The organism is Pantoea agglomerans, from assembly GCF_020149765.1.
Lineage (GTDB): Bacteria > Pseudomonadota > Gammaproteobacteria > Enterobacterales > Enterobacteriaceae > Pantoea > Pantoea alvi.
Genome location: NZ_CP083809.1, coordinates 1,498,716 through 1,514,910, shown reverse-complemented (window position 1 = coordinate 1,514,910; position 16,195 = coordinate 1,498,716). Strand labels below are relative to the sequence as shown.

The 16,195-nt window shown below is 56.2% G+C and carries 15 protein-coding genes and 1 tRNA gene; 9 read left to right on the top strand and 7 right to left on the bottom strand.

The features are described from left to right. Positions 1–180: 180 nt before the first annotated feature. A complete protein-coding gene (locus tag LB453_RS09765; protein ID WP_224481708.1) occupies positions 181–813 on the top strand; it encodes a hypothetical protein in 633 nt (210 codons plus the stop codon). Between the two features lie 279 nt (positions 814–1,092). Continuing rightward, the gene (locus LB453_RS09760; RefSeq protein ID WP_103796851.1) at positions 1,093–1,572 is read left to right on the top strand and encodes an Hcp family type VI secretion system effector; all 480 of its coding nucleotides are present in this window, start codon (positions 1,093–1,095) and stop codon (positions 1,570–1,572) included. Between the two features lie 96 nt (positions 1,573–1,668). Here the strand turns inward: LB453_RS09760 and nac are convergent, their stop codons facing one another. The 4 genes from nac to LB453_RS09740 form a co-directional block, all read right to left on the bottom strand. Beyond that, on the bottom strand, positions 1,669–2,586 hold the full coding sequence (nac, locus tag LB453_RS09755) for a nitrogen assimilation transcriptional regulator NAC (RefSeq protein WP_103796850.1): 918 nt from the start codon (positions 2,584–2,586) through the stop codon (positions 1,669–1,671). 401 nt (positions 2,587–2,987) lie between these two features. Then, positions 2,988–4,010, bottom strand: a complete 1,023-nt coding sequence (locus LB453_RS09750) for an ABC transporter permease (RefSeq protein WP_199187352.1) — start codon at positions 4,008–4,010, stop codon at positions 2,988–2,990. 23 nt (positions 4,011–4,033) lie between these two features. Next, positions 4,034–5,518, bottom strand: a complete 1,485-nt coding sequence (locus tag LB453_RS09745) for a sugar ABC transporter ATP-binding protein (RefSeq protein WP_103796848.1) — start codon at positions 5,516–5,518, stop codon at positions 4,034–4,036. A 32-nt stretch (positions 5,519–5,550) separates the two neighbouring features. Further along, on the bottom strand, positions 5,551–6,474 hold the full coding sequence (locus LB453_RS09740; protein WP_103796847.1) for a sugar ABC transporter substrate-binding protein: 924 nt from the start codon (positions 6,472–6,474) through the stop codon (positions 5,551–5,553). Between the two features lie 507 nt (positions 6,475–6,981). Here LB453_RS09740 and LB453_RS09735 point away from each other — a divergent pair. Further along, positions 6,982–7,057 (top strand) — tRNA-Asn (locus LB453_RS09735). Positions 7,058–7,155: 98 nt separating this feature from the next. Here the strand turns inward: LB453_RS09735 and LB453_RS09730 are convergent. Then, positions 7,156–7,629 (bottom strand): Lrp/AsnC family transcriptional regulator, encoded by a 474-nt coding sequence (locus LB453_RS09730; RefSeq protein WP_103796846.1) that lies wholly within the window; start codon positions 7,627–7,629, stop codon positions 7,156–7,158. A gap of 190 nt (positions 7,630–7,819) precedes the next feature. Between LB453_RS09730 and LB453_RS09725 the strand changes: the two genes are divergently transcribed. Beyond that, positions 7,820–8,242, top strand: coding sequence for a DUF2000 domain-containing protein (locus LB453_RS09725; protein WP_103796845.1), 423 nt, complete (start codon positions 7,820–7,822; stop codon positions 8,240–8,242). A gap of 224 nt (positions 8,243–8,466) precedes the next feature. Beyond that, on the top strand, positions 8,467–9,093 hold the full coding sequence (locus tag LB453_RS09720) for a LysE family translocator (protein WP_103796844.1): 627 nt from the start codon (positions 8,467–8,469) through the stop codon (positions 9,091–9,093). Between the two features lie 2 nt (positions 9,094–9,095). On the opposite strand, the gene LB453_RS09715 is transcribed toward LB453_RS09720, so the two are convergent. Further along, positions 9,096–9,881: a DeoR/GlpR family DNA-binding transcription regulator gene (locus LB453_RS09715; protein ID WP_103796843.1), complete on the bottom strand. Its 786-nt coding sequence runs from the start codon at positions 9,879–9,881 to the stop codon at positions 9,096–9,098. Positions 9,882–9,915: 34 nt separating this feature from the next. Next, complete coding sequence (locus tag LB453_RS09710; protein WP_103796842.1) at positions 9,916–10,812, bottom strand: sugar kinase; 897 nt, start codon at positions 10,810–10,812, stop codon at positions 9,916–9,918. Between the two features lie 165 nt (positions 10,813–10,977). On the opposite strand from LB453_RS09710, the gene yihU reads away from it, so the two are divergent. The 4 genes from yihU (at position 10,978) to LB453_RS09690 (ending at position 16,172) form a co-directional block, all read left to right on the top strand. Then, entirely contained in the window at positions 10,978–11,895 is a 918-nt protein-coding gene (gene yihU / locus LB453_RS09705) for a sulfolactaldehyde 3-reductase (RefSeq protein WP_103796841.1), read from the top strand. Between the two features lies 1 nt (position 11,896). Further along, positions 11,897–12,775 carry a sulfofructosephosphate aldolase gene (gene yihT / locus LB453_RS09700; protein WP_103796840.1) on the top strand — a complete coding sequence of 293 codons (879 nt, stop codon included), beginning with the start codon at positions 11,897–11,899 and terminating at the stop codon, positions 12,773–12,775. Positions 12,776–12,790: 15 nt separating this feature from the next. After that, positions 12,791–14,032 (top strand): sulfoquinovose isomerase, encoded by a 1,242-nt coding sequence (gene yihS / locus LB453_RS09695; RefSeq protein ID WP_103796839.1) that lies wholly within the window; start codon positions 12,791–12,793, stop codon positions 14,030–14,032. A 103-nt stretch (positions 14,033–14,135) separates the two neighbouring features. Continuing rightward, a complete protein-coding gene (locus tag LB453_RS09690) occupies positions 14,136–16,172 on the top strand; it encodes an alpha-glucosidase (RefSeq protein WP_103796838.1) in 2,037 nt (678 codons plus the stop codon). Positions 16,173–16,195 lie beyond the last annotated feature (23 nt).

The window sequence follows — 16,195 nt, the reverse complement described above, 5'->3', positions numbered from 1 at the left end:
AAAAACTTTGTCCTTATGCGCACAGGGAATATATAGCAACAGGTACGCGCGTTATGGGGCAGCGGTATTGTTGTTTAGCGCTAGCGGGTTCACAAAATGAAAGCCCCACGGCCAGAACGCCTTGAAGGCAGCACGCGTCAGCGAATACCCTTATAACATTACAAAAAGCAGGGATATTCTATGCAGGCTTCCGAGGTTTTAAAGATGAAGTTGCAGAGCGAGAGGCTGCTGGCGCTTTATGCGCAACAGGGCGTGACCTATACATGGAAGGCGATGAAGGGTATTGGGTCAGATATTTATGCAGGGGTTGAAAGGGTGAGCTGGTATTCGTCCTGCCTTGTTCCTGACTATCATGAGGTTTGTCGCGAATTGATTTCAGAAGAAAAAAGAATGCACCTTTCGATTCTTTCTGTTTTCCGCCATCGTAACGTGATTGCTCACATGTTTCGGCTCTATTTTGAAATGCTTATTAACGACAGCAACGCTGGCAACAAATCAGGTCGCATCCGGAACGTAACGTCAAAAATAACGGAAGTTGCTAACTATATCCCGACAGGCAGAGCGACGCGTCTTGCATTAGCCCTGGCGCTTGCCAAAGCGCTGGCTGCGTCTGATTTAGTATCGCAAACTGTCGTTGAGCGCCTGGCGCGCCGAATACCCGCCATTGTCATTACGTTCCAGCTTATCGGTACCGATCAAAAATGCGCCCTTGCGGCCCGTCAGCTAAAGGCACTTGATGCCGAATATTACAGGATACTCTATCAGGCAGAAATTGAAATGTTGTATTACTTTATTGAGCCAGTGCTTTCATAATTAATCAAAAAATATCAAATACAATTTCAGAATGACTTCGATGGATTTTACAGCTATGTAAAGGAAGCATTTCATGTTTAAGAGCTTGTTATCGATATTATTTACAGAAATCCTCTTTCCCGTATGGATTTTTGCATGGGCCTCTCTTTTTATCTATTTCCTCCCAGATTACTGGCTCATACTTACGGTAATATCGGTCATTATACTTATTGTCATCCATCCCGTTTTTTTTGGCCGGTTTGATAAATACGATAAATAATCACTTAAAAAGGGAATTTTATGTCTAATCCAGCTTACCTGTGGTTAACCGATGAAAATGGATCGCCAATAGTTGGGCCGTCGCTTGTGTCAGGCCGTGAAGGGGCGATTGAGCTAAAATCCTTTACCCACAACGTCAACATTCCTGTCAATGGCAACACCGGAAGATTAACAGGAACGCGCGTTCATATGCCGATTATGTTTCAGAAGGAGTTCGATCGCGTTACCCCCCTGCTCTTTCGCGCGTTAAGCACGGGTAAAACGCTCCACTCCGCGACGATTAAAATGTATCAGATTAACGAGGCGGGTAGAGAGCAGGAATATTTTAATATTATTCTTCAGGGCGTAAAGCTGATCGCCATAACGCCCGATCTCTATCCCGGTGCGCAGACCGGCACGCATCTCGAAACGGTTCTCTTACGCTATGAGAAAATTACCTGGAAGCATTGCGACGGAAATATTGTCTTCACCGACGCATGGAATGAGCGAGCAACTTATTAAGGCAGTTGGCTGCGCTATAACCGGGTCACTCACTATCCGTTAACCTGCCCGACGGCGCAGCAGCCAAAAGCGGCCCCGCAGGACCGCTAACCCGACTTAGCTCACCAGCAGCAGCGCCCGCTCTTCCGCCATCGGCTTATTCAGCAGCGACAGCAAAATATCCTTTACCGCCTGCGCGGACGGCGAGAGCGGCAGACGCGCCGACACGTTCAGCGACAGCGGCAGATTCAGCGCCGGACTGTTGATGCGCGCCATCCAGGCCTGGGTCGATCCCACCAGCGCGCGCGCAGCGGACTCCGGTAGCACCGTGACGCCCATACCGCTGGCAACGGCGGCGGTCAGCATCGACAGCGATTCAATCTCGCCGATAATGCGCGCGCTCAGACGACGCAGCGAAAAGGCTTCGTCGACCCGCTTGCGCACGGCGCTGTAGTCGCGCGGCAGGAACAGGCTCATCTGCGCCACCTCGGCTAAATCTACCGATCCGCCGGGACAGTCGGTGGCGCCGACCAGATAAAGCTCCTCTTTCATCAGCGGCAGGCTGGTGATGCCCGCCGTCGGCGCGCGATCGTAAAGCACCGCCATATCCAGCTGGCCGCTCATCACCTTTTCATTCAGCGAACTGCCGCTGTTTTCATGCAGATAAACCAGAATCTCCGGGTGCTGCTCGCGCACCGTTTGCAGCAGCGGCATAGTCAGCGATGAGGCCGCCGTACCCGGCGCCATCCCGATGGAAACCTGACCGCTCAGCGCCTGTCCGGCGTTAACCACCGCCGTCTGCGCCTGTTCGCACTGCCGCAAAATCGTACGCGCATGCGCATAGAGTATCTTACCGGCTTCGGTCGGCGTCACGCCGCGCTTGGTGCGAATCAGCAGCTGCTGATCCAGCTCGTTCTCCAGCGTGGCGACCTGTTGACTGAGCGCAGGTTGCGCGATGTGCAGCACTTCAGCCGCCTGCGTCAAACTGCCAATATCGACGATTTTCACAAAGTACTTCAGTCGTCTTAAGTTCATCTTGCCTCCGTCACATTCCCCGAATGCCAATAACATCTGTTCTTGTGGCCTGCTGGCCTGGTAATAAACAAATTGCAATTAGCAGGCCACTTTTCCTGAAGGCCCGCGCTCTGCGCTGCAGAAAAATCCTAACAACCCGAAAAATAAGCCTTTCTGATTACCCATTAAGAGTTAATAAGAAGCGGGAATGGCGCGTCAGCGCAGCGCGTGACCGCGACTGCACTCTGCTGGTGCAGCCCGTGCGAGCCAGACGTGCATAAAAGTGATGACCTGACGCGGAACAGGGGCGATAACACGTCGGGAAGCAGGAAAAAGCGGGGTATCCAGCAGGAAAACTTATTCAGCGCGAGAAACAGGCCTGCCCGGCTGTTCGGGCGCGGGCAGGCCAGGCAATGGAAAGATCAGCGTTTTTTACGGTTGCGATGCATATCAATAGCGACCGCGGCCACAATAATAATCCCCTTGATAATGTCCTGGACGTAGGCGTCGACGCCGACAAAGGTAAAGCCGCTTTTGATCAGGCCCAGAATCACTGCACCAATCAGGGTGCCGGTAATGCGCCCGACGCCGCCCATCAGGCTGCTGCCGCCGATAACCGCCGCGGCGATGGCGTCCAGCTCATAGGACATCCCCATGCTCGACTGGCCGCTGCTGACGCGCGCCGCCAGCACCACGCCCGCCAGGCCGGAGAGCGCGCCGGCGATGGTATAGACAATCACCAGATATTTATTAACGTTGATGCCGGAGACTTTGGCCGACGTCATATTGCCGCCGATGGCGTAAACGTATTTGCCGTAGCGGGTGTGCTTCAGAGCGATATGAAACACCAGCGCCACCACCAGGAAGATAATGACCGGCATCGCGCCCTGGCCGATAGCGGTAAAGCCGTCGGAGAGAAAGCTAATCGGATTGCCCTGCGTGTAGTACTGCGCCAGACCGCGGGCCGACACCATCATGCCCAGCGTGGCGATAAAAGGCGGAATGCCGGTGCGGGTAATCAGCACGCCGTTGACCAGGCCGCAGAGCAGGCCGACGCCGATCCCCGCGCCAATGGGCACCACGGCGGGCATATCCACCAGCGCCGGAAACATCGGCGACAGGCTGTCGGAGGTTTGCGCCAGGCTGGCCGCCACCACGGCGGTCAGCGCGATCACCGACCCTGATGAGAGGTCGATGCCGGTGGTGATGATCACCTGCGTCACCCCGACCGCGATCACGCCGATAATCGCCACCTGCAGCAGGATCAGGATCAGCCGGTTGGTGTTCATCAGAAACGACTGATCGCGCACATACCAGCCGGCTATTTCGAAGATCAGCGCAATGCCAACCATCACGATAAAGATCCCGGTATCTTTAGGCAGCTTATGCCGCAGATTGCCGAAGAACGACGAATGTTCAGCTGCTGGAGTAGCTGTTGCTTTGATATTGCTCATAGGTGTCTCGCGCCTCACTCGGATGCCAGCGACAAAATGGTTTCCTGGTCGGCCTCTTCTTTATCGAGGATGCCGGTAATGCGTCCCTGATGCATCACCATCACGCGGTCGCTCATGCCGAGAATTTCCGGCAGTTCCGACGACACCATAATGATGGCCACGCCGCGGTTGGCCAGCTCAGAGATCAAACGGTAGATTTCCGCTTTCGCACCGACGTCGATACCGCGCGTCGGCTCGTCGAGGATAAGGATTTTGGGCTGCGCCAGCAGCCAGCGGGCAATCAGCACCTTCTGCTGGTTGCCGCCGCTCAGGTTGTTGATGATCTGATCCATGGTCGGCGTTTTGATATTCAGCCGCCGGATCTGCTCCATGCAGTCCTGCGCCATTTTGACGTGGCTGACGAAGCCGCTCTTGCCGCTGTACTCGGGCATATTGACGATGCTCATGTTCTCCATCACCGACAGCACGAGAAACAGCCCCGACTTTTTGCGATCCTCGGTTAAAAACGCCATGCCCTTCTCAATCGCCGTCGAAGGCGAATCGATAGCGACCGGCACGCCGTCGATCAGCACCTCGCCGCTGTCGACGCTCTCCATGCCAAACAGGCTCTCCATCACTTCGCTGCGTCCCGCGCCGACCAGGCCGGCAACGCCAAGGATTTCGCCGCGCCGCACGCTGAAGCTGACGTCATGAAAACGATCTTTGCTGGTGAGGCCGCGCACCGTCAGCACCTCTTCGCCAATGGCGTTATTAAACTTGGGAAAGAGCTGGGTCAGTTCGCGCCCGACCATCTGGGTGATCAGCGACTGACGGGTAAACTGCGCGGTGTGGTTGCTGCCGACCCAGCTGCCGTCACGGAAGATACTGATCTCATCGGTAATGGCGAAAATCTCGTCCATTTTATGACTGATATAGATGATGGCTTTGCCCTGCGCGCGCAGGTCACGAATGATGGTGAAAAGATGCGCCACTTCGCTTTCGGTCAGCGCGGAAGTCGGCTCATCCATAATCACGATATCGGCGTTCCAGGAGACCGCTTTGGCGATCTCCACCATCTGCTGCGCGGCGATGCTTAACTCGCCTACCAGCCGGTCTGCCTTGAGGCGGATATTAAGCTGGTCAAGCAGCACCTGCGTCTGCTGGTTGAGCTTGCCGTGATCGACAAAGCCGTACTTTATCGGCTCGCGTCCCAGCCAGATGTTCTCAGCGACAGTCATGTAGGGCACCAGATTCAGCTCCTGGTGGATCATGGAAATGCCGGAACGCAAGGCGTCCATGGTGTCCTGAAACTGCACCGGCTCCCCTTTAATGCGGATGGTGCCCCGATCGGGACGGTACATCCCGATCAGGCACTTCATTAAAGTGGATTTGCCCGCGCCATTTTCGCCCATCAAGGCATGAACCGATCCCGGACGCACGCGCAGCGACACGTTATCGAGTGCCTTCACACCGGGAAAGAACTTGCTGATGCCTTCGGCTTCAAGCGCAAAAGCGGTCATACATCACCTCCGTACGGCTGAGTCGGGATCGGTTATTTCTGGTTACGGTTAACGAACTGCTGCATATTGTCTTTGGTGATCAGCTGATAAGGGATATCGATGATCTTCTGCACTTTTTCGCCCTTCGTCAGCTTAACGGCCGCCTGAACCGCCCCTTCGCCCTGGCCACGAGCGTCCTGGAATACCGTGGCGACCATCTTGCCGTTTTTCAGCATCTGCAAGGCGTCCGGGGTGCCGTCCACGCCGGCGATAAGGATATGGTTGGGGTTTTTGCCCAGCGCCTGCAGCGCGCCGATCGCCATTTCATCGTTATTAGAGGCGATGGCCTGGATATCGTCGCCGGCGGTCAGCCAGTTGCTCACCACATCGACCGCGTCGTTACGCGTAAATTTCGCGGTCTGCTTCTGTACCACTTTGATGCCGGGGTATTTGGCCACGACGGCCTCAACCCCTTTGGTGCGGTCGCGCGTCGATTCGTTCGCGAGATCGCCCATCAGAATGGCAACGTTACCTTTGCCGTTCATCGCTTTTGCCAGCGCTTCCATTTGCAGCCGACCTGCCAGCTCCGAGTCCGATCCTACATAGGCCATTTTGTCGGTCAGCTCCGCCTGAGGACGGCGGTTGACGAAGATGAGTGGAATGCCCGCTTTGGTGGCCTGATCCATGATGGGTTTAACGGCGTTGGTATCTACCGGGTTAACAATAATGGCGTCAACGCCCTGCCCGATAAAGTTCTGAACCTGCTGCAGCTGCTGCGACACGTCGCCTTTGGCATCTTCCATCTGCCCTTTGACCCCTTCTTTCTGCATCTCTTTTTGCATCGCGGTGCGCAGGATGGTGAGGAAGTTGTCATCAAACAGCGCCATCGAGACGCCGACGGAGAGATCTTTCGCCATTGCGGCGGCGGGCAACATGCAGGCTAACAGTGTGACAGCGAGTGTTTTTTTGATGTTCATGAGTAACCCTTATTGTCGTTAACTTGCCGACGCCGCTGAGACCGCGAATGAAAAATATCTTTTACATTCACTCAACGTTGCTGGCGGTTCCAGGTCTGATTACAGAGGTGAGTGCTGGGCCTTCGCGCTTTTTTGTGACCAACCCCTCCTTTTTACAATCACTTGTTTCTACAGCAGATATTTTTAAAATCTCGTTCCAGTTTTACGGACTGATTACGCGGGTGATAATAAGCAGTTTATTTGTTCCATTAATTTCTTTTTTGAAATTTTTATCATAAAAGCACTGAAACAGTTGTTTTAACATCGGCAAATAACAAAACTTTGACACGCATCTAACATCTGCGGGGAAATGCGTTTAAAGTGAGATCCTGTCGGCAGTTTGAAATCTCGCCGGATCTGCTGAAAAAGCGGCAAACCGCTGCTTTAACGAGCGTTCAGTTAGAAAAAGTGAAATCGTGCTTTGACAAGCCAGAACGGCGTCGCTAATATTCGCCCCGTTCCAACGATTCCTCTGTAGTTCAGTCGGTAGAACGGCGGACTGTTAATCCGTATGTCACTGGTTCGAGTCCAGTCAGAGGAGCCAAATTCAAAAAGCCCGCTCAGGGAAACCTGAGCGGGCTTTTGTTCGTCTGGCATGCCTGATATGCGTTACGTCCCTGCCTTACCCCGGCGGCTTACAGCCTATTCCGCTGTCTTCTTTATGGGATACGTCACGAGAGGCTTGATCTCTTTAAGCACAAACATACTCTGCATCTCTTTGATTCCCGGCAGTCTGCGTACCACTGACATGGCGAAATCGGCATAGGAGTCGAGATCCGATGCCACAACCTGCAGCAGGAAGTCGGCGTCCCCCCCGATGCTATAGCAGGCCACAACATCCTCCAGCGCGGTGACCTCTTCTTCAAACTTTCTCGCCTCCGCTTCGCTATGGCTGTCGATAGCAACCCGAACGAAAACCATCACGCCCAGCCCGATTTTTTTACGGTCAAGAACGGCGCGGTAGCCCTGAATCACTTCATCCTCCTCTAGCTTGCGCACTTTACGCCAGCAGGGAGACGCTGACAGGTTTATCTTCTCCGCCAGTTCCTGATTCGTGACGCGCGCATCGTCCTGTAAAATTTTCAGGATCTTCATATCTGTCAGGCTGAGTGCCATAGAGGGAAATTCCTTTCTCATTAAAAGCAATAAAGGGGAATTTTTACCTGACAACAGGCGTTGAGTAAATGATACAGGCAACAATTTCCTCTTTTGCTACTGCATAATATGTTTACTTTTCTAATGAGTGATAACAGCAGCACCAACCCTGTGTTCATGCACCTTGTCATATGGCCCCTGAGGAACAAAAATGAAATTTGACCCAAGCCAGCACCGCTGTACGATTATTATTGATAAAGATCTCCCCGCAGGCCTTGCTATGAATGCTGCAAGCGTCACAGGCATTAGTTTTGGCCGTACCGTTGAAAATCTTGTCGGCCCCGATATGGAAAGCCTGGATGCTGTTAATTATCCCGGCGTGATTTACGCGCCGCTTCCGGTTTTGCTGGCGTCAGGCCACTCTCTGCGTGAAATACAGGTGAGCGCGGAAAGGGATAGTGAGATTTACGTGATGCCCTTTAGCGCCCTGGCACAGTCGTGCAAAACCTATGACGAATATGGCGACAAAATCTCCTCGGTTAAAAGTGAAGATATTGCGCTGGTCGCCATTGGTATCATTGGCCCTAAAAAGAAAATAACCCGGCTGACCGGAAACCTCCCGCTCTATAAATAATCTCCCGCCGGTAACGATTTTATCAACAGCAATATAGTGCTGGTTATTTTGCTGCATGCAGGACGATTTACTCTGCCTGAGGATAAGAATATGTATGTTATTTCAAGAATAATCGAACCGGCAAAAGAGGTCTGTTATCAGCATTGTGATTTTGATAGAGGCAATATCCGCTTTCCAGCAACCTCACTCTTTAATTTCCGCATCTCATTTTGACAGGAACAATTATGTCAGGAATGGCTCAAATACTTTCTTATATCGCTGCGCTCGGTTTAGCGGCGGCAATCCCGGGGCCGGGAATGACCGCCCTGGTCGCTCGCAGCGTTAGCGGGGGTGCCCGAACCGGCTTTACGATGCTTGCCGGCCTGATCCTCGGTGATTTGATCTACTTATCTACCGCGGTATTTGGTCTGGCGGTGGTCGCCCATAGTTACTCATCCGTATTCACGCTGATCAACTGGGCCGCCTCACTCTATCTGTGCGTGCTGGCATGGCAGTTCTGGCGCTATCAGCCTAAGGCGATTAGCATTGACCAGAAAGCGACAACGCAGGAGCTGGCATCAGCCTGGCTTTCAGGGTTAACGATCACGCTCGGCAATCCCAAAACCATCGCCTTTTATCTGGCGATACTGCCTCTTGTTATCTCGCTGGATAATGTCTCTTTACAGATTTGGGGCGGAATGCTGGTGCCCCTTACCATTTTCGTGCTGCTGAGCGTTGGCGCGGTTTTTATTCTCGCAGCGCTTAAAATTCGCCATCTGCTCACCAGCGCAAAGGCGCAGCGACGCCTTTTTCGCTCGGCCGGCGTCATCATGCTGCTGGCGGCGTTTGGCATGGTGGTGAAGACGCTTTAGCGCTACACCTCCTCTTGCGCCACAATCAGCTCTGTCTGATGCTCATCAAGCCAGGATTTCAGCTCCCCTGATGGAGGCGCATCGGTGAACAGCGCCGCAACCTGCGCAATGTTACCGATCGTTACGGCGGCGGAGGCGGTGTATTTGGTGTGGTCGGCAGCCAGAAGAATATGGCGGGCGTGCGCCATCATCGTTTTCACCACGCTGGCTTCGTTAACATCAAATTCCAGCAGCGTTCCGTCGCTGTCGATTGCCCCGACGCTGGTGATCAGATAATCGGCGCGAAAATCCGCCACAAAGGCGGTTGCGGCCGGGCCAATAATGCCGCTGTTGTGTGGACGCAGCACGCCGCCGGGCACCATGACTTCAAAGCGCGCATTGGTATAGAGAATCTGCGCCACGCGCAAACTGTTCGTGATAATGCGCAAATGGTTATGGTTGAGCAGCGCACGGGCAACCTGCTCAACGGTGGTGCCGATGGTGATAAACAGCGTTGAACCGTCCGGGATATAATCCGCTACCGTTTCCGCAATGGCTTTTTTCTCCTCCGTCCAGGAGATTTCACGCTGCTCAAAGGCCGTATTCACCACGCTGGAGGCTCTGCCCGCCCCGCCGTGGTGACGGGTAATCAATCCCTGCTCACTGAGTTTGCGAATATCGCGGCGCACGGTCTGCGTTGAGACATCAAGCAGCGTGGCCAGCTCGTCGATATTCATATAGCCCCGCTCGCCTATCAGCATCAGCAACCGATCGTGCCGCGGATTACCGGTCAGTTCGGTAAAGCTCATGATATCTCCTCAGAAAATCCCTTGAGCTGACATTTTATACACAAAGTGACAGAAAAGAGCGGATTTGATCACCGTCCGGGATACCGGCCCGTCCTCCTGGGCGCGTGCATTTCAGGGCAGCAACACCGCTGGCAAACCTGACGGCTTCGGCCGGGCTGTCGCCGACAGCCAGCGCAAAGGCCAGCGCACCGTGAAAAACATCCCCGGCCCCGGTGGTATCAACCACCGCCACGGAAAAGCCGGGCTGGTGGTGCAGCGCTCCCTGTTCAAGCCAGTCGCAGCCCTTCTCTCCTCGCGTCACGTAAACCTGACCCTTTGTGAGCAGCTGCGCCGCTTTTAACCCCGCCTCAGCCCTTTTTTGCCCGGTTAACCGCGCCAGGCCCGGCTCGGAGAAGACCGCATGATCGCTCAGCGCCACCAGCCCGGTGATACTTTGCGGCGTTACGTCGCCATCCAGCACGGTCATCACCCCCGCCTGACGCGCCAGGGTAAACGCCTGCATTGCGCCCTGATGCCAGCGAACGTCCGCCAGCACCACGTCCCACTGAGAAAAATCGATCTCTTCAAGCCACTCAGCGTCTGGCCGTAAATCGGAGCTGGGATAATTTACGATTATTCGTTCGCCTCTGCTGTCTACCATAATCGCCGATTGCGACGAATTTGCCCCCTTACAGCGTCGGGTATAGCGGGTATCTACCCCAAAAAAAGCCAGCTCCGCCAGCAGGCGGGTGCCGGTGTCGTCATCACCCACGCGGCCAATAAAGTCCACCTGCGCCCCCAGCTTCGCCGCCGCCACGGCCGCCGTCGCCGCTGGCCCGCCGCCCGCTTCCGTATAGCGCTGCGCCACATACTTACCGCCTTCCGTCGGCAGAGCGTCCACGAAATAGAGGCGATCCATCACGCTAATCCCTACACAAGCAATACGAATCATGGCCACTCCTCAGGCATTTCTGGATGCGCTTATTTTAGTTGCGGCAAATGTTTAAAAAGTGACCGCTGTCAATTTTTTGACCATAGATTACAAATACGATCAGAAAAAATCACAAACAGACATTAACGAATGGCAAAGATGACATTCACGGTTCAGGAGAAGGCTATGGCAGTGATTGCATTTATCGGGCTGGGTCAGATGGGGTTACCTATGGCGGGCAACCTGCTCAGGCAGGGCCATCGGCTCAGCGTATTTGATGTCAACCCGGCGGCGGTTCAGCGTCTTGCAGAGCAAGGCGCACAGCCTGCCGTCAGTGCGGCGCAGGCGGCAGAGGGCGCAGAGTTTGTTATCACCATGCTGCCACACGGCGATAGCGTTCGCAGCGTGCTGTTCGGGGAACAAGGTGTGTGTGAGACGCTCTCACCGCAGGCGCTGGTTATCGATATGTCCACCATTCACCCCCTGCAAACCGACAGGCTGATTGCCGATATGCGCGCCAGAGGCTTCGAGCTGATGGACGTGCCGGTGGGACGCACCTCCGATCACGCGGTAGCAGGCACGCTGCTGCTGCTGGCGGGCGGAAGCAGAGAACAGGTCGCGCGGGCAACGCCAATACTTATGGCGATGGGTAATGAGCTGGTTAACGCCGGCGGGCCCGGCATGGGTATCCGCGTCAAGCTTATCAATAACTATATGAGCATTGCGCTTAATGCTCTCTCCGCCGAAGCCGCAGTGCTGTGCGAAGCGCTCGGCCTCCCGTTTGAGGTGGCGCTCAGGGTGATGAGCGGGACGCCCGCCGGAAAAGGCCACTTCACCACATCCTGGTCGAACAAGGTGCTGAAAGGCGATCTCACCCCATCCTTTATGATCGATTTAGCTCACAAAGATCTCGGCATTGCGCTGGATGTCGCCAGCCAGCTGCAGGTTCCGATGCCGCTCGGCGCCGCTTCCCGTGAGGTTTACAGCCAGGCGCGCGCCGCCGGTCGCGGGCGGGAAGACTGGAGCGCCCTGCTGGAGCAGGTACGTGCCAGCGCCGGACGCCCCACTCAGGTGAAAACCTTCCCCCTGGATAAAGGAAAGTGATATGGACAACCACACCCTCAAAGAGCTGACGCGCGCCTCCGGCGGTTTTGCCATGCTGGCGGTGGATCAGCGTGAAGCCATGCGGCTGATGTTTGCGGCTGCGGGCGCGGCATCTCCGGTGGCCGACAGCGTGCTCACCGATTTTAAAGTCAATGCCGCAAAGATCCTCTCTCCCTATGCCTCCGCCATTCTGCTGGATCGGCAGTTTTGCTACCGCCAGGTAGTGGAACAGCAGGCCGTGGCGGACGGCTGCGCCACCATCGTTGCCGCCGATGAGTTCATTCCAGGCAACGGCATTCCCGTGGATAACGTGGAGATCGATAAAAATATCGATCCGCAGGCCGTCAGGCGGGAGGGGGCCAGGGCGCTCAAGCTGCTGGTGCTGTGGCGCAGCGATGAGGATGCGCAGCAGCGCCTTAACAGGGTGAACGAATTTAACCGGCTGTGTCACAGCAATGGCCTGCTTAGCATTATCGAACCGGTGGTTCGCCCTCCGCGTCGCGGCGACAAATTCGATCGCGAACAGGCGATTCTTGATGCCGCAAAAGAGCTGGGAGATTGCGGTGCCGATCTCTACAAGGTGGAAATGCCCCTCTACGGCAAAGGCTCCCGGCAGGCGCTGCTCACCGCCTCGCAGCGCCTGAATGAACATATCTCTGTGCCCTGGGTCATTCTCTCCTCCGGCGTGGATGAAAGGCTTTTCCCTCGCGCCGTCAACATTGCTATGACGGCTGGCGCATCAGGCTTTCTGGCCGGACGAGCGGTCTGGTCTTCGGTTATCGGCCTGCCGGATACCGCGCAGATGCTGCGCGACGTCGCAGCGCCGAAGTTGCAGCGTCTGGCCGAGATCGTTGATGAAAACATGGCCCGTCGCCGCTAACACAAGGAGCCACGTATGAAATGGTTTAACACCCTGAGCCACAACCGCTGGCTGGAGCAGGAAACCGATCGCATCTTTCGCTTTGGCGAGAAGGCGGTGGTTCCCACCGGATTTGGCTGGCTGGGAAATGAGGGGCAGGTCAGAACGGAGATGGGAACCCATCTGTGGATCACCGCGCGGATGCTGCACGTCTATGCCGTTGCCGCCGCGATGGGCCGTCCGGGCGCGTATCGCCTTGTTGATCACGGCATTAAGGCGCTAAACGGCGCCCTGCGCGACAGGCGCTACGGCGGCTGGTACGCCTGCGTCAATAGCGAGGGCGTGCTGGACGCCTCCAAGCAGGGCTATCAGCATTTCTTTGTGCTGCTTGGCGCGGCCAGCGCCGTCACTACCGGTCATCCGCAGGCGCGCCCGCTGCTGGAGGAAGCGATTCAGGTTATTGAACGCTATTTCTGGAGCGACAGCGAGCAGATGTGCCTGGAATCCTGGGACGAAGCCTTCAGCCAGACCGAGGATTACCGCGGGGGTAACGCCAACATGCACGCGGTGGAAGCCTTTCTGATCGTGTATGACGTCACCCACGAGCGTAAATGGCTTGACCGCGCGCTGCGCATTGCGTCGGTGATTATTCACGATGTTGCCCGGCCGGGAGCGTATCGCGTCAATGAGCACTTCGATTCAGCGTGGAACCCGCTGCGCGATTACAACCGGGATAATCCGGCACATCGCTTCCGCGCCTACGGCGGCACGCCAGGCCACTGGATTGAGTGGGGCCGACTGATGCTGCATCTGCACGCGGCGCTGGAGGCCCGCTTTGAGACGCCTCCCGCCTGGCTACTGGAGGATGCTAAAGGCCTGTTCCACGCCACCATCCGCGACGCCTGGGCGGTGGATGGCGCGGACGGGTTTGTCTACTCGGTGGACTGGGACGGCCAGCCTGTGGTGCGCGAAAGAGTGCGCTGGCCCGTCGTCGAAGCGATGGGCACCGCCTATGCCCTCTACACCCTTACCGGCGACAGCCAGTATGAAGCCTGGTACAGGAGGTGGTGGGATTACTGCATCACCTTTCTGATGGACTACGAGGGCGGTTCATGGTGGCAGGAGCTGGACTGCAATAACCAGGTCACCAGCAAAGTCTGGGAAGGCAAGCAGGACATCTATCACCTGCTGCACTGCCTGGTCATTCCGCGCCTGCCGCTGGCGCCAGGACTGGCACCGGCGGTAGCGGCGGGCCTGCTGGACATCAACGCAAAGTAGGCTCAGCGACAGCAGCTATGCCGCACGGTGGAAAAGCCGATAGGCCTGGCCGGACGGGGTCAGGCCAGCATGGCGCGACTTCCCTACCTCTACGGAGACCAACATGACTCAATTAGCAGAGCGGTCAGACGCCCTGGCACTCGACACCTCGCCGGAGGGCTTTACCTTAACCTGGCAGCAGCGCCTGATTTTACGCCACAGCAGCGATCGTCCCTGCCTGTGGATGGGGGCTGGCGTTGCTGATATTGCTATGTTCCGCGGTAATTTCAGCATCAAAGATAAGCTACACGAGAAAATAGCCCTGCCCGATGTTGCGGTCAGCAACACCGCCGACGGCTGGCGGCTGCACTTCAGCCGGGGATCGACCCTTACCGCCACGCTACATATCGCTATCGATGAACAGGGGCGACTGAAGCTGGATCTGCAGAACGGCGATCCCAGCCACAACCGTATCTGGCTGCGGCTGGCCGCCAGCCCGGACGATCATATCTATGGCTGCGGAGAGCAATTCTCCTGTTTCGATCTGCGCGGTAAGCCGTTCCCGCTGTGGAGCAGTGAACAGGGCGTCGGCCGCAACAAGAAAAGCTATGTCACCTGGCAGGCGGACTGCCTGGAAAATGCCGGTGGCGACTATTACTGGACCTTTTTTCCGCAGCCAACCTTTGTCAGCACGCAGAAGTATTACTGCCACGTTGAAAACAGCTGCTATATGAACTTTGACTTCAGCGCACCGACCTATCACGAACTCGCCCTGTGGGAAGGCAACGCCACCCTGCGTATTGAGTGCGCCACCAGCTGGATCGCCCTGCTGGAAAAACTCACCGCCCTGCTGGGCCGTCAGCCCGCCCTGCCGGACTGGATCTACGACGGCGTGATACTCGGTATTCAGGGCGGAACCGAGGTTTGTCAGCAGAAACTGGATCGGATGCGCGAGGCGGGCGTAAAGGTAAACGGTATCTGGGCGCAGGACTGGTCGGGGATCCGCATGACCTCCTTTGGCAAGCGCGTAATGTGGAACTGGCAATGGAACAGCGACCACTACCCGCAGCTCGATAGCCGTATCAGGCAGTGGAAAGAGCAAGGCGTGCAGTTCCTCTCCTATATCAATCCCTACGTTGCCAGCGATAAAGCGCTCTGCGCCGAGGCCGCCGCGCGTGGCTTCCTGGCAAAAGACGCGGCGGGCGAGGATTATCTGGTTGAGTTTGGTGAGTTTTACGGCGGCGTAATCGATCTCACCAACCCCGAGGCGTACGACTGGTTCAAAGGGGTGATCCGGCAGAACATGATCTCGCTGGGCTGCGGCGGCTGGATGGCTGATTTTGGCGAATATCTGCCGACCGATGCCCGCCTGCACAACGGCGTCAGCGCCGAAATCATGCATAACGCCTGGCCCGCGCTGTGGGCGAAGTGTAACTACGAGGCGCTGCAGGAGAGCGGCAAGCTCGGCGAGATCCTGTTCTTTATGCGGGCGGGCTATACCGGTAGCCAGAGGTACTGCACCATGATGTGGGCGGGCGATCAAAACGTAGACTGGAGCCTTGATGACGGGCTCGCCTCCGTGGTTCCGGCCGCGCTGTCGCTGGCGATGAGCGGCCACGGTCTGCACCACAGCGATATTGGCGGCTACACCACCCTGTTTGAGATGAAGCGCAGCAAAGAGCTGCTGCTTCGCTGGTGCGACTTTAGTGCCTTTACGCCGATGATGCGTACCCATGAAGGCAACCGCCCCAGCGATAACTGGCAGTTTGATAGCGATGACGAAACCATCGCTCACTTCGCCCGGATGACTACCGTTTTCACCACCCTGAAACCCTATCTCAAGCAGGCGGTGGCGCAGAACGCTGCGACCGGGCTACCGGTGATGCGCCCCCTTTTCCTGCACTACGACGATGACGCAACAACCTACACCCTGAAATATCAGTATCTGCTGGGCGCGGATCTGCTGGTTGCCCCGGTACATGAACAGGGTCGGCACGACTGGACGCTCTATCTGCCGCAGGATAGCTGGATCCATCTCTGGAGCGGAGAGCGTTATCAGGGCGGTGAAATTACCCTTGAGGCACCGCTCGGCCAGCCCCCGGTCTTTTATCGCGCGGAGAGCGAGTGGGCGTCACTGTTTGCCACGTTGCGCCACATCTGATGCGGCTTGCCCGGCGAGAGGAT